Genomic DNA, 20,157 nt, shown 5'->3' with positions numbered 1-20,157 from the left:
GTCAGTTGCTCCTCCGGCGCTCAATCAGGCGTGCGAACGAGGGCACCAGCCCGCGGGGCAGAAACATCATCGTCAGCATCAGGATCAGCCCGAACAAGACCATTTCATAGCCTTCCAAACCGCCTAGCACTTGCGGCAGCACGGTCAGCAGTGCCGTCCCGAGCACCGCCCCGAAGGTGGAGGCCATGCCGCCGAGCACGACCATCGTGGCAAGCTCCACCGAGTGGGTGAAGGAGGACATCGCGGGGCTGACGAACGCCAGATAGTGCGCGGTGAGGCTGCCCGAGACGGTCGCAAAGACGGCCGACACGACGAACGCGCGGGCCTTGAACGCCCCGACGTCCACCCCCATCACGCGCGCCGCGACCTCGGCGCCATTGAGCCCGCGCAACGCACGGCCTGCCGGCGATTCATGCAGGTTCAGGGACAGCACGATCGCCAGCACCAGCAGCACGGCAGCGACGGCATACCAGTGCCCCATCTTGACCAGTTCGAAGCCGCCGAGACTCAAGGGAGGCACCGGCATGCCGTCGGGGCCTCCCGTCCAGTTCACCTCGTTGATCAGCACCATGTTGACGATGATCCCGAGGCCGAGCGTCGCCATCGTCAGCGAATGGCCCTTGAGCCGCAGGATCGGCTTCGCGACCAGCCACGCAACAACTGCTGCGCCCGCAGCGGCCCCCAGCAAGGCGACGACCGGCGATGCTTCGAAGCGCGTCGTGATGATGGCGCTGCCATAGGCGCCGATCGCGACAAAGGCGGCGTGGCCGATGCTGACCTGACCGGCAAAGCCGATGAGCAGATTGAGCCCGACCACCGCGATCGCGGCCAGCGCGATGCGAACCGCCACGTCCATCATGAAGTTGTTCGGCAGGATCAGCGGCAGCAGCGCGAGAAAGGCAATGGTGACCAGCACCGGGGGGCGAAGAATCGTTTTCATACGCGCTCCGTCTGTTTGGCGCCGAAGAGACCGTGGGGCATCGCCAGCAGGATGAAAATGATCAGCCCGAAGGGCACGGCATCCTTGTAGGCGGAGGACACATAACCGGCGACCAGGGCCTCGAACAGCCCGACCAGCAGGCCGCCGACGACCGCGCCGGCACCGCTGCCAAGGCCCCCCAGCGTCGCCGCCACGAAACCTTTCATCCCCAGCATCAGGCCGAGGTCATAGACGGTGGTCGTGATCGGCGCCGCCGTCACACCTGCCACCGCCCCCAGGAAGGCTGACATGCCGAACGACAGCAGCAGGATGTACTGGGTCGGGATGCCCACTGCCTGCGCGGCGAGCTTGTTCGCCGCCACCGCGAGCATCGCCTTGCCCAGCAGCGTGTAGCGGAAGAACGCGCCGCATACCAGCACCAGCATCAGGGCAACGCCCATCACCCACAGACTCTGCGGAAGGATGTAGGCGCCGATGAATTCGAACGCCTTGTCCCCGGTGAATGCCGGCAACGTATGCTGGTTCTTGCCGAGCACGACCTGCACGACGCCCTGGATGAAAATCGACGCGCCGATGGTGATGATGATCAGCGTCACCACGTTCGTATCGCCGGCGGGCTTGATCGCAAAGCGATAGAGAAGGAGCCCTACGACGACGGTCACGACCACGGAAATCACGATCGCGAAACCGAATGGCATGTTTGCGCCGAGCAACGCCGCGCACACCATTCCGCTCAGCATCAGGAAGTCCCCTTGCGCGAAATTGATGACGCCGCTGGCGTTGTAGATCAGGGCAAACCCCAGTGCGACCAGGGCGTAGATCGCCCCGGTCGTCAGACCCGAAAATATGAATTGCATCAAATCAGACATGGGTGACTCCCGAATGAGATCCCGGCGCCGACGGCCGGAGGTGACCGGGGGTAAGTGCCGCGGGCGATGCGGCACCGAGGAGCGTCATGCTGCGCGCCAGCTCTTCGGCCAGCAGTTTCAGGACGGACGACGCGCCGGCGGAGCCGCCGCAAGCGAGGCCATAAATGGCCGGGCGTCCGATCAATACCGCCTTGGCTCCAAGTGCGAGCGCCTTGGCGATGTCGCTGCCGCGGCGGAATCCGCTGTCGATGAATACGGGCAATTGCCCGCCCACGGCGCGCACGATGTCGGGCAACACCGAAATGGTCGACGGAGCTGCGTCGAGTTGGCGCCCGCCGTGGTTCGAGACGATGATGCCGTCGACGCCGCGGCGGGTCGCCTCGCGCGCATCGTCAGGGCCGAGCACCCCCTTGAGGAGCAAGGGGCCGTCCCAGAGTTTGCGCAGCCAGGCCAGGCTGTCCCAGACCAGCGCGCGGTCCATCGCGCGCGCCAGCAGGGCCGCCTGCAACTGGGCGGATGTGCCCGCCTCCACGGTCTCGCTCAAATTGACGAACCGCGGCATGCCATGGCGCGCGACACCCAGCAGCCAGCCGGGGTGGCGCGCCAGGTCGAACAGGACCGGCAGCGTCGGGCGGAAAGGCAGCTTGAAGCCGTTGCGCACGTCGCGCTCGCGGTACCCGCTGACGGGGACATCCACGGTCAACACCAGCGCGGTATACGCCTCGCGTCGCGCACGCAGCACGATTTGCTCGGCGATGCTGCGGTCGCTCATGACGTAAAGCTGCATCCATTGTTCGCCGTCGCGAGCCGCATTCCGGACTGCCTCGATTCGCCCGTTCGACGCGGTGGACAAAGTGAAAGGCACCCCGGCATCCGCGGCGCTGCGCGCCAGCAGCTCGTCGCCGCGCGGCCGCACCAAACCGTTGAAGCCTATCGGCGCAATCGCAAACGGTGCGCGCCAGCGCCGGCCGAACACCTCGATCGACAGATCGATCTCACTGGTGTCGCGCAGGCAGCCCGGGACCAGGTGCAGTTGCCGCAGGTCGCTGGTGTTGCGGCGCAGGCAATCTTCGTCCTCGGCACCGCCATCGACATAATCGAACACGAAGCGCGGCAGCTTCCGCCGCGCTTGGCGGCGGAAGTCCTCAACATTGAGTTGCATGACGTAGTCTCTTCGATTCGACGGGCGCCCGGAGCCGCCCGTCTTTGATGAGCACGTTGCCGCGCGACTATTTCACTTCCTTGAATGCGCCGCGCTGCACCTCGACCATGCGGAACGCCGACACATCCAGGCCCATATGGTCGGTGGCGGACATCGTGTAGACCCCGCTGACGCCGACGAAACCATTGGACTTCTCGATTTCGGCCCGAACTTTCTCCTTGTTCGTACCCCCCGCGCGCTTCATGGCATCGACCAGCATCAGGATCGCGTCGTGCGCATAACCGCCGAACGACGATACGTCGGTCTTGTACTCGCTTTCGAACGCGCTCTGGTAACTGACGCTGACCGCCTTCTGCTTGTCGCCATCGGGAAGAGCCTTGGCGATCAGCAGGGCCGGCGTCGCCAGGCGGATCCCCTCTGCGGCATCACCGGCGATGCGGATGAATTCCTGGGAAGCCTGGCCGTGCGTCGTGTAAAGCGGTTGCTTGATCGCCAGTTGCTGGTAATTGCGTGCAATGATCGCCGGTGCCTGGCCGGTGCCGAAGATCATGATCGCCTGGGCCGGGGATGACTTGATCTTGGTGAGCTGCGGCGTCATGTCCGTGTCTTTCTCGCCGTACTGCTGATCCTCGACGACCTTGAGTCCCATCGATTCCGCGAGCTTGAGCGTCTCGGTGCGCCCGGACTTGCCGAAACCTCCCGTGTCGGACAGCAGCGCAAACTGCTTGACGCCGCGCGACTTCATGTCGCCGAGAATCTTCTGCGCCGCCATGCGGTCCGAGTGGGGCATCTTGAAAATCCACGGCCGGACCGGCTCGACGATCACCGAAGCGGCAGCGAGCGAGATCATCGGGATCTTCGCGCCTTCAACCTGCGGCGCGATCGCCATCGTCGATCCGGTGGTCGAAGGGCCGATGATCGCGTCCACCTCGTCCTGCATCACGAGACGCCGCGCGAACGAATTCGCCTTGTTCGCGTCGCTCGCATCGTCGTACAGCACCAGTTCCAGCTTGCGTCCCAGCACGCCGCCCGCGGCATTGATGCGGTCGACGTAAAGCCGCAGGGTTTTCCCCTCCGGGTCACCGAGAAAGGACGCGGGACCGGTGGCCGACACGACTGCACCGATCTTGATCGGTGCTTCGGCCTGGGCGGGGGCATGCAGCAAGGTACATGCACCGGCAACGATCACGAGGTGGCGAAGAATGCTGCGTGCCTTGATTGCCTTGGTCATTATTTTGTCTCCTTCAGTGTGTTTTATGTTGTACGCAAAACAATTGTAATTTCAACTACCAGCGGCGGTCGATGTCCTGCTAAAAATGCGAATCGGTTGCGGCTTCGGCTCGGGCCGAGACAATCCGAGGGCTCCGGCGAGTGCGCGCCCTTCCGGATCGGCCAATGCAGCAGTCCGCGCCGCACCCACCCGCCCCGCCAACCCTTCGAGATCGTCGCTGCCCTGTTCCACCAGTTCGAGAATCAGCCGCAGGCTGCGCTGACCACGCTCGGCCGTATCGCCGTAGCCTTTGATCAAGCGGCCACAGCGTGCAATCTCGAGCGCCAATGAGGGACTGCGCGGCACGGCCCGCTCTATCGCCGCCAGCCACTCCTCGATCGCCCGCTGTTCCTGGACGAAGCGCAGGCTTCGCGGCCGCAAGGGCTTCAGGCAGCGCAGTAGCGCCAGAAGTGCGAAACCGGACACGGTGTCGGTCCGCAGCCGCAAGGTCATGCCCTCGGCAAGGCGCGAGCCCTTTAACATCCGTGCGATCGGCTGCGCAAGCCCCGCTGGCAGCACCGCGCAGATTTCCTCCAGGCGCGGTTTGAGAAACTCGGTGACGCGCACCGGCTCGCCCGGCCGTGCGCCGACTTCAGCACGCACCCGGGTAATTCGCGAGCGACGAGTCTTCAGTTCGGCAACGCGAACGACATCCTCGTAGGTCATCCATAACGCGAGGTGACGGGCCGCTTCCGCACCGATCTCTTCTGCATCGCCTGCCTTGAGACAGACCGATCGCAGCCGCTGGAGGTAACGTTCCGCATAAGCCGCGTCCTGGTAGTCGCGCACCTGCGCATAGCCTTCCGCCGCGACCGCGCGCACGGCGGGCGGCAAATCGGCCACCGGCGCGCGGTCCGCTGCAACACGCAGCGAACCGTCGTCCGTCACTGCCGCCGTCATGCGTGCGCGGGCGCGGCTGAATCCTGCTTCGAAACCGCGCAAACTGGCATCGACCGCCTTGCCGGAACGCCGGATTGCGGCCTCGCACGCCTCGCGCGGAAACGGCAGGCAACCCGAACCGACCATCGCCCCGAACAGCACCGTGTTGATGATGGTGCCCTGCTGCCAGGCGATTTCACGCATGTCGAAGGCAATCACCTCGCGCGCCAACCGGCGCGCGGCATCGAACACCCGGTTCGGATCGTAGCGACCGTCGCCCATGCCGATCTTCTCTGACACCGCGAATTCGCGATGGGTGGAGAAGACCAGCACCGTCCGTGCCGGATCCGAGAAGCCGCTCTGCATCACCCGCCCGGCCTCGACGAGCTCCGAGGCGGCGACAATGTCGACGTCGCCAGGCCCCGGGGTCAGGGACAGCACCGGCACTTGACCGCCAAGCTCCGCACGCGCAAACGGGAACACTTCAAGGTAGTAATTCGTCGCCCCGGTGCGCTGCGCCACGCCCGGCACCGAAGTGCTCTGCACCGGAAAATCGAGTTCGGTGGCCACGTCGATGATCCAGTCGGCGAGCACCCCGCCGCCTTCGCCACCGAGTGCGGCAATGAGGATGGAGACCGGTCTGTGTGTCATTGGGGGGCTCCGGCAGGAAAAGAATCGCGGGCAGCGAGCAGGGAGATCACCGCTTGCCGCATCCGGTAGAGAAAACGGTCCCAGCGGCTCGGGTTCTGGACGATGTCGACCTTGTAGAAGGACGGGCACAAAGTGTCGGCGTGCGCGGCCTCGCCACACAGGCCGCAGCCGACGCACCCCTGGTTTACCGTGGCAACCGGGTCAACGCGCAGGGGATTGGGATTCGGCTTGATCGTGAGCGACGGGCATCCCGACAAGCGCACGCAGGCGTGGTCACCGGTGCACACCCTGTCGTCAACCGCGAAGCGGGTGCGCACGATCCGCTCGCCCGCCTTGAGCCGGCGCGCCGCCTCGGGTTTGATCCGACGCTGCCGCTCGAGCTGACATTCACCGTCGGCGATGATGACCTTGAGCCCCGGCTCCGCCGTACTCATCGCTTCGCCGAGTGTGCGCACCATGTGCGACACCTCGTAGCTGGGCACCTTGCGGATCCAGCGCACGCCGACTCCCTCGAGCGCACGCTCGATGTCGAGTTCCGGCCGCGCGTCCACCTGCCTGGAGGACGGGATGATCTGGGTGCCGGTCGCCGACGTGTAGCCGTTCTTGAGGATGACCAGCACCGAATCGTGGCCGTTGTAGACCGCATTCACGACGCCCGAGGTGAAACCGTTATGCCAGAAGCCGCCGTCGCCCATGATGCTGACGACGCGCTTGTTCAGCATCGGCCCCACCGCAGACGAGCTCGCGAGCCCCAGGCCATAACCGAGCACCGTGTTGCCCATGTTGAAGGGCGGCAGCGTGCCGAACGTATGGCAGCCGATGTCGGCACTGACGTGGATGGCCCCCGTCCTTTGCTGCAACAGCTTTAGCGCCGAAAACACCGGCCGCTCCGGGCAGCCGACGCAGAATCCGGGAGGGCGCGCCGGTACCGGGGCACCGAGTTCGGCAGTCGCCTGCTCCCTGAGGCCGAGCAGCCGTGCTGCCTCGACATCCGTGCCGGTCGCGGCTGCCGGTGCCAGGCCCATTGCCTCGACAAAGGCGCCGACGCCTTTCAGCAGCACCTCCCCGCTGTATTCGCCGGCAAGAGCGAAGATTCGCCCGCCGTGCAGTTCCGTGCCCGCGCCGGCCCGGCGCAGGATGGCCTGAATCGCGTCCTCGAGGTACTTCGGCTGCCCCTCTTCCACCAGCATCACCGCGCGCTTGTCGGCGCAGAAGTCCAGCACCTCGTCCGGCACCAACGGATAGACGACATTGAGCACGTAGATCGGGAGATCGCTGCGACCGAAGGCATCCGCCAGGCCCACCCGTTGCAGCGCGCGCATCAGCCCGTTGTAGAGTCCGCCTTGAACGATAATGCCGACGTCCTTGCTCTCGCCGTCGAAAACCTCGTTCAACCCTTCGCACCGGATGAAATCCAGCGCCGCCGGCCAGCGCGCTTCGATTTTTGCCCGCTCATGCTGATAGATGGACGGCGGCAGGCAGATACGGCCGTAGTCGAATTCCGCCGTTTCAAGGAGATGCTTGCGCGAATGCGCGGGCTGCCGGTTATCGCGGCAGACGAAACTGCCATGAACATGACACGCGCGGATGCGCAATTGCAGCATTACCGGCGTATTGGACGCCTCGGACAGTTCGAAGCCCTTCTCCACCGTATCGACGATGGAGTTCAAATTGGGTCGCGGATCCAGCAACCACATCTGCGACTTCATCGCGAAGGCATGGGTGCGCTCCTGAATGATGCTGGAGCCTTCACCATAGTCTTCGCCCAGGATGACGAGCGCGCCGCCCTTGACACCCGCGGACGCCAGGTTGGACAGCGCGTCCGACGCCACGTTGGTGCCGACCGTGGACTTCCAGGTGACCGCGCCGCGCAGGGGATAGTTGATGGAGGCCCCGAGCATCGCGGCCGCGCCTGCCTCGGACGCACTGCTCTCGAAATAGATGCCCAGTCGGTCCAGCAGTTCGCGCGCGTCGCCAAGCACATCGATCAGGTGCGACACCGGCGCCCCCTGGTAGCCGCCGATGTAACTCACCCCCGACTGCAGCAGAGCCTTGGCAACCGCGAGGATGCCCTCACCGTGGAAAATCTCGCCTTGCCCCAAGGTCAGTTTGCCGACCTCGGCACCAAAGGAACGCTCCATCCTTCTGTCTCTCCGTTTTATCCGCTTGGCCGGTCAAGTCGCCGGTTCGCGTTGTTGTGGGGGGAAGCGTAGCGAGCTATACACATTGATCCAACCGATTTATTGTATGTTACAAATAGACGGCATCTATTAATGACATCCTTCGATCTGAACCTGACACGGGTCTTCGTTGCGATCTATGAAACCCGCAGCGTGACCGCCGCCGCCGAGCGACTCGACATCACCCAGCCCTCGGTGAGCTACAGCCTCGCCAGGCTGCGCGCAGAGCTCGCGGACCTGCTTTTCGTGCGCGACAAACGCAACCTCAAGCCGACGCCGCGCGCCGAAGCGCTCTACCCGAAATTTCGTGACGCACTTGCCGTCATCGGCAAAGCCATCGAGGAAACGCATCGTTTCGACCCGGCCACTGCCAATCGCATCTTCAATCTCGCGATGTCGGACGTCGGAAGCATGTACTTCCTGCCGCCGATCGAGCGCGGATTCAGCGGCATCGCACCTCACGTCGTGTTCGATGTCCATCAGGTGTCAACTTCCGAAATAGCCGATCAACTTGCAGCGATGAAAATCGACGTTGCACTGGGAAACCTGACGTCACTGGGCGGTCAGACGCGAAGTTTCACGCTATTTCGTGAGCACTACATGTGTCTGCTGGGGAAGCGGCACGCCGAACGGATCGGCCCGATGACGCTGGATGGGTTTCGCGCGAGCCGGCACGTCGTTGTTTCGTCGACGTTTTCCGGTCATCAACTCGCCGAGGACGCTTTGACCGACCTGGGCATATCGCGCCGAACCTTCATTCGCACGCCCTACTTCACGGCACTACCGCAGCTCATCGCGCAGAGCGACCTGGTCGTGATGCTGCCCTCGCGCATCGCAGGCATCTTTGCAATGCAAAGTGAAGTCGTCGCGCTGCCGGCGCCAATGCCCCTCGCAGACTTCGAGGTCAAGATGTACTGGCATCCCCGGCACGAGTCCAATCCTTCGGTTGCGTGGCTGCTGGAGCGTCTCAAAGCGATCCTCCGCGAACCCTAGGCACGAAGACGAGCGGCACGGCGGCATGCCTCGCCCGTTCAGTATTCATGCGACTCACCCCCTTCCGCCGAACGGTGCAACTCCCAGGAAAGATTTCTTCGCGAAACGGGGAGATCGAGAAAGAATCATTCGCGGGTATCGCTTTCGATTCGGCATGGAGGCATCCGATATCGGGTTCCGCGGTGTACGATGATCGTGTCCTGTAACGCGTTACGAGGAACCTCCATGACCATCATCGTCGCTTATGCACCTCACCCCGAAGGGCGCGCCGCGCTGGAAAAGGGTATCGAGCTCGCCGGGCGTTTCCAGGAACGTCTCGTCGTTGTCAACGCCGGTCCCGGCGGCACGTCGGACGATCCGTCGCTCGCGGACTGCGCGGACGCCGAGGACATCGAGAAGCGGCTCGCATCCTGCGGCGTGGAGGCCGAGTTCAAGCAGTTCGTGCGCGGCAATACGGCCGTCGAGGAAATCGAGGACCTGGCCGAGAAACTCCACGCATCCCTCGTGATCATCGGCCTGCGCAAGCGTTCGCCCGTGGGCAAGCTTTTACTTGGCAGCACGGCACAAGACCTGCTGCTGAAAATGGATTGCCCCGTGCTCGCGGTCAAGGCCGGCTGACGCGCAGAGCGGTTCCGCGCGGGAATCCGCTGCGGCGACCTGCGGGCCGTACTACGAAGGCGGAAACCTCGTCCTCCCCGTCATCTCGCGGATCTCGCGCTCGTTGAGGACGTAATCGGGACTGTCGGTGAGGCGTTCCACCGCGAAGTCGATGAACTTGCGCACCCGCGCGGGCTGCGCTCGTCGACTGCCGTAGAAGAGATGGACGCTCATGTGGTCGGTCATGTGCTGCGTGAGCACGGGCACCAGACGGCCCGCGCGCAGGTGCGGCACCGCGGAGAATGCGGCGAGCTGTCCGATGACCCTGCCGTCTAGCACCGCCTGCAGTTCGGTCTCGGTATCGTTGGTCGATAAGGCGGGCGGGAACTCCCGCTGCACCAGCTCGTCGCCCACCTTGAGAAACCACGGATAGACTTGCCCCGTCACCGGACGGCGGAACATGCTGCACCTGTGATCCGATAGCTCGTCCAGCGTCTTCGGTATCCCGTGGCGCTCGAGATACTTCGGGGCGGCACAGATCACGAGCGACACCACAAAGAGCTTGCGGGCGATCAGCCCCTCTTCGGGCGGGGCACCGATGCGGAATCCCACGTCCGCCCGCTCCTCCACCCAGTTCGCGATCTGGTCGTCGAGATGGAGGTCCGGCTGCACGTCCGGATATTCCTCGCAGAACGCGTTGATCACCGGCCATAGCAGCGTGGCGAAACTCGATCGCGGCGCGATGATGCGCAGGGGCCCCGCGATCTCGTCCTTGGCAACCGTGACGCGCTGCAGGGCGCGTTCGAGCATCGCCATCGCCGGTTGGGCCGACTCCAGGAACTGCTGCCCCTCGTCGGTCAGGGCGATGTGTCGGGTCGTGCGGTGCAGCAGACGCACCCCAAGGTGCTGCTCGAGCTGCGCCACGGCCTGACTCGCGGCCTGGGGACTGACCCCGAGCGCTGCCGCGGCCTTGCGCAAACTTCCCAGCTCGACCGCCTTCGTGAAGGTGCTGATCGCGCGCATCTCGTTGATAGGCATCCCAAGGCTCCCGACACCGATTCCGCCGGGATTATCAATTTTTTATTGATACTGGTTCAAGCCTTTGCGCGCTATACGCTGAACAATCCAGCCCCTAAGCTTCATGCCACGAAAATAACGGATCGAGAGGCAGCTCAATCGGCCGCGCATCCGTGAGGTCTCTCGCCAGTGCGAAGGGCCAACTGAAATGCATCACACTCAAAACAGGAGTGCTTCGTGAAAACTCGCACACTCGGCAACGGCCTTGACGTGTCCGCCCTGGGCCTGGGCTGCATGGGCCTGAATTTCGGGTTCGGCAAATCGGTGACCAAGGACGAAGGCATCGCCCTGATTCGCGCCGCCGTCGAACGCGGCGTGACGTTTTTCGACACTGCGGAGATCTACGGCCCGTTCACGAACGAGGAGATGGTCGGAGAAGCCCTCGCTCCCGTCCGCGACCGGGTCGTGATCGCGACCAAGTTCGGCTTCGCGACCTACTCGCAAGCCACGGGAGGCAAGATCGCGCTCAACAGCCGCCCCGAACACATCAAGGCGGTCGCGGACGCGTCGCTGAAGCGGCTCGGGATCGAGGTGATCGATCTCTTCTACCAGCACCGTGTCGACCCCGAGGTACCGATCGAGGACGTGGCGGGCGCGGTGAAGGAGTTGATCCAGGCCGGCAAGGTGCGTCACTTCGGCATGTGCGAAGCGTCCGCGCAGACGATCCGGCGCGCCCACAGCGTGCAGCCGCTTACGGCCGTGCAGAGCGAATACTCGCTGTGGACGCGCAAGCCCGAGGACTCGGTGTTGCCGGCCTTGGAGGATCTGGGCATCGGCTTCGTCCCCTACAGCCCGCTCGGCAAGGGCTTCCTCACCGGCAAGATCGACCCGGGCACGACCTTCAAGGAAGGCGATCTGCGCAAAATCATCCCGCGATTCAGTGCCGACGCCATCGCGGCAAACCAGGCGCTTGTCGACTTGCTAAGAACCGTCGGCCAGCGTTACGGCGCCACACCCGCCCAGGTTGCCCTGGCGTGGCTGCTTTCCCGGAAGCCCTGGATCGTCCCCATTCCGGGCACGAGCCACCTCTCGCGCCTCGAGGAAAACCTCGGCTCGGCCGCCCTTGAACTGAGCCCCGGCGACCTGGAGGAAATCAGCACCGCGGCCGCGCGGATCAGGATCCAGGGCGGGCGTTACCCCGAAGCCCTCGAGAAGATGACCGGCCTGTGACCGGGCCTGTCGTGAAGGCCGCCGAACGCGCGGCCGCGAATGCCTCCGCCCTGCCCTCCCCCACCCCATCGAGCACCCCAGAACAATGATCATCCTGAACATCAACGGCCATGAGCACAGGCTCGACCTGCCCCCGGACACGCCTTTGCTATGGGCGCTGCGGGATACCCTTGGCCTCACCGGCACGAAATTCGGCTGCGGGGCTGCGCTGTGCGGCGCCTGTACCGTTCATCTGGACGGGGAGGCGATCCGCTCGTGCGTGACGCCGATTTCCGCTGTCGAGGGCCGCAAGGTCACCACCATCGAAGCGGCCACCGAGGGCGGTGACCGAGTCGGTGCGGCGGTCCGCGACGCCTGGGTCAGGCACGACGTCGCCCAGTGCGGTTACTGCCAGAGCGGCCAGATCATGAGCGCGACGGCGTTCCTGAAATCGCTGCCCAAAGGCAAGCAGCCCACGCCCGAAGAAATCGACGCCGCGATGGCGGGCAACCTCTGCCGTTGCGGCACCTACTCCCGCATCCGTGCTGCCGTCGCCGACGCGGCCCGCGCGCTCGCCTGACGGAGACCGACATGCTGCCCGACTTCTTCCCCGATCAATTGCCGCCCGCCTTGCGCGACCTGCTGGAGCGTGACGTTCCAGCGCCGGACCCCGCGATGTCCCGCCGCAGTTTCCTGAAACTCGCCGGTCTCGGCGGGCTTGCGCTCGGTGCCTTTCCGCTGGTGGCCGCGGCGCAGGGTACTGCCGCGCAGACGGACGCCCTCAAGCCCACACAGCAGCCGTCCGCCTTCCTCCACATCGATGCGGAAGGTGTCGTGACCGTCGCGATCAACCGCCTCGAATTCGGCCAGGGCGTCCAGACCGCCTTGCCGATGATCCTCGCCGAGGAACTCGATGCGGACTGGAGCAAGGTACGGACGCGCTTCGGTGACAACTCGCCGGCCTATGTCGATCCGGCCTACGGCATGCACATGACCGGGGGCTCCAACTCGGTCAAGAACAGCTTCGTCCAGTATCGCGAGCTCGGCGCGCGTGCGCGTTCCATGCTGGTGTCCGCCGCGGCGGCGCGATGGAAGGTCGATGCCGCGAAGTTGCGTACCGCGTCGGGCCAGGTTCTCGGTCCGGGAGGGCGCCGGCTGAGCTACGGCGAACTGGCAGAGGCGGCGATGGCACAGCCCGTGCCCGGGCGCGTCGCGCTCAAGGACCTGAAGAATTTTCGGCTCATCGGACACCCGACGCCGCGCCTGGACGCACGCGCCAAGAGCAGCGGTCGCCAGGACTTCGGGATCGATGTGCGGCTGCCCGGCCAGCTCACCGCCGTCATCGCCCACCCGCCGGTCTTTGGCGCGAGACCGCGCACCGTGGACGACGCGGCGGCGCACTTGGTGAAGGGCGTCAAGACCGTGGTGCGTATCCCGCTCGAACGGGGCGGTGAAGGCGTCGCGGTGGTGGCCGACGGCTACTGGCCTGCGAGGCAGGGCCGCGAGGCGCTGAAGGTGGAGTGGGATACGAACGGGGTCGAGGGCGTAGACAGCGCGCGCCAGCTGGCGCAGTACCGCGAGCTGGCCGGCCAGTCTGGTCCGCGCCATTTCGACGCCGACATGGCGCCGCTCGACAGTGCACCGCACCGGATCGATGCCGAGTTCGTCTTTCCCTACCTGGCCCACGCGCCCATGGAGCCGCTCAACTGCACGGTGCGGATCGGCAGGGAAGGCGCCGAGCTGTGGGTCGGCACGCAGTTCCCGGGAATCGACGGACTGGCGGCAGCCCGCGTGCTGGGCCTGAAGCCGGAACAGGTGAAGGTGAACGTGCAGATGGCCGGCGGCGGATTCGGCCGTCGCGCGGTCGCCACGAGCGACTACGTCGTCGAGGCCTGCGAGGTGGCCAAGGCGGTCCGCGCGGCCGGCATCGACGCGCCGGTTCGCATGATCTGGAGCCGGGAGGACGACATCCGCGGCGGCTATTACCGCCCGATGCATCTGCATCGCGCCCGGATCGGCTTCGACGAGCGCGGCCGGGTGCTCGCGTGGGATCACGTGCTGGTCGGCCAGTCGATCGCCGCAGGGACGCCTTTCGAAGGCGGCATGGTGAAGAACGGTGTCGACCACAGCGCGGTCGAAGGCATGCGCGAACCTTATCCGCTGCCGATGCGCCTCATCGTGCATCACCCGAAACTCAACGTCCCCGTGCTGTGGTGGCGCAGCGTCGGCTCGACCCACACCGCCTTCGTGATGGAAACACTGATCGACGAAATCGCCCGCAGCACGCAGCAGGATCCGGTCGCCTATCGCATGGACCTCTTCGGCGACCAGCATCCCCGCCATCGCGCCGCGCTACGGCTGGCGGCGGACAAGAGCGGCTATGGCAAGCGGCGGCTGTCCGAAGGCCGCGCCTGGGGGGTGGCCGTGCATGAATCCTTCAGTTCGGTGGTCGCCTACGTCGTGGAGGCTTCGGTGCAACAGGGCCGGCCGGCGCTCCATCGCGTGGTTGCCGGGGTGCATTGCAATCTCGCAGTGAACCCGCGCGGGGTGGAAGCGCAGGTGCAAGGCGCCGCCATGATGGCCTTGTCGACCTGCCTTCCGGGCTCGGCGATCACGTTCAAGGATGGCGAAGTGGAGCAGCGCAATTTCGACGGTTTCACGGTCGCGCGCATTACCGACACGCCTGCGATCGAGGTGCACATCGTGCCCAGCGCCGAGCCGCCCACGGGCATGGGGGAACCGGGCCTGCCGCCACTCGCGCCGGCCTTCGCCAACGCCATCGCGCGGCTGACAGGGAGGCCGATCCGCGAACTCCCCTTCAAGCTCGCGTGATGTTGCACGGCGGGCACGGGACATCTTCAAGGAAACGACAATGGAAGATCTCGACACCCTCGCTCTGCGCACCGCGTGCGCGTGGGTGGCCCAGGGCCTGCCGGTCGTGCTCGTCACGGTCGCCCGCACCTGGGGTTCTTCGCCGCGTCCGCCGGGTTCGTTGATGGCGATCGGCGCGGACGGGGCGACCGTCGGGTCGGTGTCGGGAGGCTGCATCGAGGACGACCTGATCGAACGCATCCGCAACGGCGGAATCGAGGCGATCTGCGAGTCCCTGGCACCGACCATCCAGCGCTACGGCATCTCCGCCGACGAGGCGCACCGCTTCGGCCTGCCCTGCGGCGGCACGATAGAACTGGTGCTGGAACCCGTATTGCCGCATACCCGGCTCGACGAGCTGCTCACGGCCTGCGAGCAGCGCCGCAGTGTTGAGCGCATCCTCGACCTCGCCACAGGGCAGGTCGAATTGCGGGAAGGCCGGCGGGACGGCGTGCCGCATCTGGACGAGCGGCGTCTCACGGCCTACCTCGGGCCGCAGTTCCGCATCATCGTCATCGGCGCCGGTGACCTGTCGCGTTTCCTGTGCGAAATCGCGCGCGGCGTGGGATTCGAGGTCATTGTCTGCGACCCGCGGGTCGAGCGGCACGCGGCGTGGTCCCTGCCGGGCGTCGAGATCAGCCGCGAAATGCCCGATGATCTGATCCTGCGACTGAAGCCCGACGCGCGCACCGCCGTCGTGGCGCTGACGCACGATCCCAAACTCGACGACCTCGCGCTGATCGATGCGCTGCAGTCCGACGCCTTCTATGTCGGCGCGATCGGCTCGCGGCGCAACACGGCTTTGCGACGCGAGCGGCTCGCGACGCATTTCGGCCTTTCGGAGTCCGCGCTGGCGTCCCTGCACGGTCCGGCGGGGCTCTATATCGGCAGCAAGACGCCAGCCGAAATCGCGTTGTCCATCATGGCCGAAGTGGTGGCGAAAAAGAACGGTGTGGTGCTGCCCGCACAGGTCGGCATCGAGGCCGGGAAGCCGCTGCACGAACAACGCGGGTAGCCGCGCAAGGCTGCATCGTGTGAGGGTCCCCCCGGACTCGACGGCGAATCGGGACAACTGCTTACTGCCTCACACCCGCTCGATGATCAGCGCGATGCCCTGCCCCACGCCGATGCACATCGTGCACAGCGCGTAGCGGCCGCCCGTGCGTTCGAGCTGGTTCAGCGCCGTCGTCACGAGGCGCGCGCCGGACGCACCCAGCGGGTGGCCCATCGCGATCGCGCCGCCGTTCGGGTTCACGTGCGCCGCGTCGTCGGGCAGGCCGAGATCGCGCGTCACCGCCAGCGCCTGCGCGGCGAAGGCTTCGTTGAGCTCGATGACGTCCATGTCGGCGAGCGTCAGGCCGGCCTTCGCGAGCACCTTCTTCGACGCCGGTGACGGACCGAAGCCCATGATGCGTGGCGCGAGTCCCGCAGCCGCCATCGCGACCACGCGGGCGCGCGGCTTGAGGCGGTAGCGATCCACGGCGGCTTCCGAGGCGAGCAGCACCGCGCACGCGCCGTCATTCACGCCCGAGGCGTTGCCCGCCGTGACCGTGCCGTCCGGGCGCACGACGCCCTTCAGCTTCGCCAGCGTCTCAAGCGTCGTCTCCGGGCGCGGATGCTCGTCAGTGGTGAAGAGCTTCGGCTCGCCCTTCTTCTGCGGGATCGCCACCGGCACGATCTCGCTCGCGAAGAGCCCCGCCTCGTTGGCCGCCGCCCAGCGCTGCTGGCTGCGCAGCGCCAGCGCGTCCTGGTCGGCGCGGCTGATGCAGAATTCCTGCGCGACGTTCTCGGCGGTCTCGGGCATCGAGTCGATGCCGTACTTCGCCTTCATCACGGGATTCACGAAGCGCCAGCCGATGGTCGTGTCCTCGATCTTCGCGCTGCGCGAGAAGGCCGTGTCGGCCTTGCCCATCGCGAAAGGCGCGCGGCTCATGCTCTCGACGCCGCCGGCGATCAGCAGGTCGGCTTCGCCCGACTTGATCGCCCGCGCGGCCATGCCGACGGTGTCGAGACTGGAACCGCACAGGCGGTTGACCGTCGTGCCGGGCACGTCCTGCGGCAGGCCCGCGAGCAGCGCGGCCATGCGCGCAACGTTGCGGTTGTCCTCGCCGGCTTGGTTGGCGCAGCCGTAGATCACGTCATCGACGGCGGCCCAGTCGACACCGGGGTTGCGTTCGACCAGCGCACGGATCGGCAGCGCCGCGAGGTCGTCGGCGCGCACGGCGGACAGCGTGCCGCCATAGCGGCCGAAGGGGGTGCGGATGGCGTCGCAGATGTAGGCGTTGTTCACGTTCATCGCCTCCTCAAACCGTCAGGTTGCGCTTGTCGACCAGGCGCTTGGCCTTGCCGATCGAGCGGAACAGCGAGCCGGGCTGCGCCAGCGTGGTCTTGGTGCTGATGCCGATGTAGGACTTGATGTTGTGCTGCAGCAGCTTGGCGATCTCCTGCTGGCGCGCCGGTCCGAGCTCGGCCGCTTCGAGCGAGAGCTCGACGACGACTTCCATCTTGTCCATGTGGCCGTCGCGGGTCAGCTCGAGCTGGTAGTGCGGCGACAGCTCCTTCTGCTTCAGGATCAGCTCCTCGATCTGGCTCGGGAAGACGTTCACGCCACGGATGATCAGCATGTCGTCCGAGCGGCCGGTGATCTTGCCGATACGACGCATCGAGCGCGAAGTCGGTGGCAGCAGGCGCGTGAGGTCGCGCGTGCGGTAGCGGATGACCGGCAGCGCTTCCTTCGACAGCGACGTGAAGACGAGCTCGCCTTCCTCCCCGTCCGGCAGCACTTCGCCGGTCTCGGGATCGATGATCTCGGGGTAGAAGTGGTCTTCCCAGATCACCGGGCCGTCCTTGCTCTCGATGCACTCGCTCGCGACGCCCGGCCCCATCACTTCCGACAGGCCGTAGATGTCGACCGCGTCGATGCCGGCGCGCGCCTCGATCTCGTGACGCATGGCCTCGGTCCAGGGCTCGGCGCCGAAGATGCCGATCTTCAGCGACGAATCGGCCGGATCGAGCCCCTGGCGCACGAACTGCTCGAGGATGTTGAGCATGTAGGACGGCGTCACCATGATGACCTTGGGCTGGAAGTCCTGGATCAGCTGGACCTGGCGCTCGGTCTGGCCGCCGGACATCGGCACCACGGTGCAGCCCAGACGCTCGGCGCCGTAATGCGCGCCCATGCCGCCGGTGAAGAGGCCGTAGCCGTAGGAGATATGCACGACGTCGCCCTTGCGCCCGCCCGCGGCGTAGATCGAGCGTGCGACGAGGTTCGCCCAGTTGTTGATGTCGTTCTGCGTGTAGCCGACGACGGTCGGCTTGCCGGTCGTGCCGCTGGAAGCATGCACGCGGACGACTTCCTCACGCGGCACGGCGAAGAGGCCGAAGGGGTAGTTGTCGCGGAAGTCCTTCTTCACCGTAAAGGGGAATTTCGACAGGTCCGCGAGCGTCTTCAGGTCGGACGGGTGGACGCCGGCCGCCTCGAAGCTGCGGCGGTAGTGCGGCACGTTGTCGTAGGCGTGCTGAATGGTCTGTTTCAGGCGCGTGAGCTGCAGCGCGCTCAGCTCATCGCGGCTCGCGGTCTCGATCGGGTCGAAGCCGATGCCATGTTCCATGCGTGCGTTCATTCCGGTACTCCTCTCTCTGTGGGGTTGGGACGGCGGCGGACCTTCCTGTCCGGGTCCGCTTCACCGTCCTTGGTGCTGGGGTATTTCTTTCGATCTTTTCGGGTCCGGCTCTCCTTGTGCCAAGCTCAAGGCGAACGGGCGTGCCGGTTCAATATCAAGGAGAGCTCGGCGCTCAGACCGCAAACCGGTGCTGGATCACGCGGAAGCGGTTCGCGACAAAGGCGCTGTTCGAATAGCTCGCATTCGCCGACGGATTCGCACCCGTGCCGTGGTAATCCGAGAACGCCGCAGACTGGTTCACATAGACGCCGCCGGTCAGGTTCAGCGACAGCGCCACGCCTGCGCGCTGCGTCGCGGCGATCACCTGCTGCACGAACTCCGGCTTGCTGCTATAGGTGCCCACGGTCAGCGCGCCGTGTTCGGTCGTGATGCGCTCGGACAGCGCCACCGCGGCGGCGGCATCGGTGGTGCGCACGACGAAGGCGATCGGGCCGAAGCGCTCTTCCATGTAGGCCGCTTCGTCGGCGGCGTCGCACTTCAGCAGCACCGGCGTCCGCACGCACGCCTCGGCAAAATCGGGATGCGCGACCGGCTTCGACGCCAGCACGACTTCGCCCCAGCGCGAGGCTTCATCGAGCCGACCCAGCGTGTCGGACGACTGGATGCAGCCCAGCACGGCGGCGGCGACGGCCGGATCGCCCAGCAGCTTCTCGATCGAACGCCCCAGGTCGGCGGCGACCTCGTCGAAGCTCTTGTGGCCCTGGTCCGTATCGATGCCGTTCGCCGGCACGAGGATCGCCTGCGTCGTCGTGCACATCTGGCCCGAGTACAGCGACAGCGTGAAGGCGAGGTTGCGCAGCATGCCCTTGTAGTCGTCGGTCGATTCGATGACGACGTTGTTCACGCCGGCGAGCTCGGCATACACCTGCGCCTGGCGGCAGTTCTCGATCAGCCAGTTGCCGAAAGTGTTGCTGCCGGTGAAGTCGATCGACTTTACGGCCTTGTGCGTCGCGAGGAAGCGCGTCAGTTCGCGCGAATCATCGACCGCGAGCAGCACGGCATTGGGGTCCGCGCCCGCTTCGGCGAGCACTTCGCGCAGCACGCGCACGGTGATCGCCGCCGGCAGGATCGCGTTGCGGTGCGGCTTCACGATCACCGGGTTGCCGGTCGCGAGCGCCGCGAACAGGCCCGGGTAGGTGTTCCAGGTCGGGAAGGTGCCGCAGCCGATCACCAGCGCCGTGCCGCGGCCAACAATCTCGTAGCGCTTCTTCATCACCAGCGCCGGGTTCTTGCCCTGCGGCTTTTCCCAGTGCGCTTCGGCGGGAATCGCCGACATCTCGCGCCACGCATAGGCGACGGCTTCGAGCGCGCGGTCCTGCGCATGCGCCGCGCCGGCCTGGAAAGCCATCATCCAGCCCTGGCCGGTCGTGAACATCACGGCGTGGGCGATCTCGAAGCTACGCTGGTTCAGGCGGACCAGGGCTTCGAGCAGCGCGCCGACGCGACCCTGGGGGCCGAGCGCCTGCAGCGACTCGCGTGCGGCCTGCGAGGCCTCGATCAGCGCCTCGCCGCTGCAACGCGGATAGCGGATGTTCATCGGCACGCCGTAGGGCGAGCGCTCGGCGCCCGCGGTGCCGGTGCAGCCCGGCTGGTCGAGCTGGAAGTCGGTGCCGCAGTACGCGTCGAAGGCGGCGCGGCCTTCGGCCATCGCGTTCTCGCCATACACCTTCGGGCTGGGCATTTCGGAGAACGGGCTCCAGTAGCCGCGATCGGCAACGGCCTGGACGGCGGTATCGAGCATCGCCTGATGGCGCGCAAACATCGGGTGGGTCATGTCGGTTCTCTCTCTAGGGGGCTTGGGAGCCGGCGCGATCTCTTTCGGATCGCTGCCGGTGA

At 65.9% G+C, this 20,157-nt stretch carries 16 protein-coding genes; 6 read left to right on the top strand and 10 right to left on the bottom strand.

Going from position 1 to position 20,157, the window contains the following annotated elements; genetic code table 11:
- Position 1 precedes the first annotated feature (1 nt).
- The 6 genes from CDA09_RS10575 to CDA09_RS10550 form a co-directional block, all read right to left on the bottom strand.
- Complete coding sequence (locus tag CDA09_RS10575; protein ID WP_121428589.1) at positions 2 to 940, bottom strand: branched-chain amino acid ABC transporter permease; 939 nt, start codon at positions 938 to 940, stop codon at positions 2 to 4.
- Positions 937 to 1,809: a branched-chain amino acid ABC transporter permease gene (locus CDA09_RS10570; RefSeq protein WP_121428588.1), complete on the bottom strand. Its 873-nt coding sequence runs from the start codon at positions 1,807 to 1,809 to the stop codon at positions 937 to 939. Before CDA09_RS10570 ends, CDA09_RS10575 begins: the two co-directional genes overlap by 4 nt.
- Complete coding sequence (locus tag CDA09_RS10565) at positions 1,802 to 2,914, bottom strand: alpha-hydroxy acid oxidase (protein WP_286164461.1); 1,113 nt, start codon at positions 2,912 to 2,914, stop codon at positions 1,802 to 1,804. Before CDA09_RS10565 ends, CDA09_RS10570 begins: the two co-directional genes overlap by 8 nt.
- Positions 2,915 to 3,038: 124 nt before the next feature.
- Positions 3,039 to 4,202, bottom strand: a complete 1,164-nt coding sequence (locus CDA09_RS10560; protein ID WP_121428586.1) for an ABC transporter substrate-binding protein — start codon at positions 4,200 to 4,202, stop codon at positions 3,039 to 3,041.
- A gap of 51 nt (positions 4,203 to 4,253) precedes the next feature.
- Positions 4,254 to 5,771: an indolepyruvate oxidoreductase subunit beta family protein gene (locus CDA09_RS10555; protein ID WP_121428585.1), complete on the bottom strand. Its 1,518-nt coding sequence runs from the start codon at positions 5,769 to 5,771 to the stop codon at positions 4,254 to 4,256.
- Entirely contained in the window at positions 5,768 to 7,912 is a 2,145-nt protein-coding gene (locus tag CDA09_RS10550; RefSeq protein WP_121428584.1) for a thiamine pyrophosphate-dependent enzyme, read from the bottom strand. The genes CDA09_RS10555 and CDA09_RS10550 overlap by 4 nt, the downstream gene beginning before the upstream one ends.
- Before the next feature lie 132 nt (positions 7,913 to 8,044).
- Between CDA09_RS10550 and CDA09_RS10545 the strand changes: the two genes are divergently transcribed.
- Together CDA09_RS10545 and CDA09_RS10540 are read left to right on the top strand one after the other, a co-directional pair.
- Positions 8,045 to 8,944, top strand: a complete 900-nt coding sequence (locus tag CDA09_RS10545; protein WP_121428583.1) for a LysR family transcriptional regulator — start codon at positions 8,045 to 8,047, stop codon at positions 8,942 to 8,944.
- Positions 8,945 to 9,169: 225 nt separating this feature from the next.
- Positions 9,170 to 9,562 (top strand): universal stress protein, encoded by a 393-nt coding sequence (locus tag CDA09_RS10540; RefSeq protein WP_121428582.1) that lies wholly within the window; start codon positions 9,170 to 9,172, stop codon positions 9,560 to 9,562.
- Positions 9,563 to 9,613: 51 nt separating this feature from the next.
- Here CDA09_RS10540 and CDA09_RS10535 read toward each other — a convergent pair whose 3' ends face one another.
- Positions 9,614 to 10,579 carry a LysR family transcriptional regulator gene (locus CDA09_RS10535; protein ID WP_121428581.1) on the bottom strand — a complete coding sequence of 322 codons (966 nt, stop codon included), beginning with the start codon at positions 10,577 to 10,579 and terminating at the stop codon, positions 9,614 to 9,616.
- A gap of 216 nt (positions 10,580 to 10,795) precedes the next feature.
- On the opposite strand from CDA09_RS10535, the gene CDA09_RS10530 reads away from it, so the two are divergent.
- The 4 genes from CDA09_RS10530 (at position 10,796) to CDA09_RS10515 (ending at position 15,653) form a co-directional block, all read left to right on the top strand.
- Positions 10,796 to 11,788, top strand: coding sequence for an aldo/keto reductase (locus tag CDA09_RS10530; protein ID WP_121428580.1), 993 nt, complete (start codon positions 10,796 to 10,798; stop codon positions 11,786 to 11,788).
- Between the two features lie 85 nt (positions 11,789 to 11,873).
- Positions 11,874 to 12,347 carry a (2Fe-2S)-binding protein gene (locus CDA09_RS10525; protein ID WP_121428579.1) on the top strand — a complete coding sequence of 158 codons (474 nt, stop codon included), beginning with the start codon at positions 11,874 to 11,876 and terminating at the stop codon, positions 12,345 to 12,347.
- Positions 12,348 to 12,358: 11 nt separating this feature from the next.
- Positions 12,359 to 14,599, top strand: coding sequence for a xanthine dehydrogenase family protein molybdopterin-binding subunit (locus CDA09_RS10520; RefSeq protein ID WP_121428578.1), 2,241 nt, complete (start codon positions 12,359 to 12,361; stop codon positions 14,597 to 14,599).
- A gap of 40 nt (positions 14,600 to 14,639) precedes the next feature.
- Positions 14,640 to 15,653 (top strand): XdhC family protein, encoded by a 1,014-nt coding sequence (locus CDA09_RS10515; RefSeq protein ID WP_121428577.1) that lies wholly within the window; start codon positions 14,640 to 14,642, stop codon positions 15,651 to 15,653.
- 69 nt (positions 15,654 to 15,722) lie between these two features.
- Here the strand turns inward: CDA09_RS10515 and pcaF are convergent, their stop codons facing one another.
- The 3 genes from pcaF to paaN form a co-directional block, all read right to left on the bottom strand.
- On the bottom strand, positions 15,723 to 16,928 hold the full coding sequence (gene pcaF / locus CDA09_RS10510; protein WP_121430819.1) for a 3-oxoadipyl-CoA thiolase: 1,206 nt from the start codon (positions 16,926 to 16,928) through the stop codon (positions 15,723 to 15,725).
- Between the two features lie 13 nt (positions 16,929 to 16,941).
- Positions 16,942 to 18,261 (bottom strand): phenylacetate--CoA ligase PaaK, encoded by a 1,320-nt coding sequence (paaK, locus tag CDA09_RS10505; RefSeq protein WP_121428576.1) that lies wholly within the window; start codon positions 18,259 to 18,261, stop codon positions 16,942 to 16,944.
- 172 nt (positions 18,262 to 18,433) lie between these two features.
- The gene (paaN, locus tag CDA09_RS10500; RefSeq protein WP_121428575.1) at positions 18,434 to 20,095 is read right to left on the bottom strand and encodes a phenylacetic acid degradation protein PaaN; all 1,662 of its coding nucleotides are present in this window, start codon (positions 20,093 to 20,095) and stop codon (positions 18,434 to 18,436) included.
- Positions 20,096 to 20,157 lie beyond the last annotated feature (62 nt).

Origin of the sequence: Azoarcus sp. DN11, from assembly GCF_003628555.1 — a bacterium.
In the GTDB taxonomy this organism is placed as follows: Bacteria; Pseudomonadota; Gammaproteobacteria; order Burkholderiales; family Rhodocyclaceae; genus Aromatoleum.
This window is presented reverse-complemented; position numbering and strand designations above follow the sequence as displayed.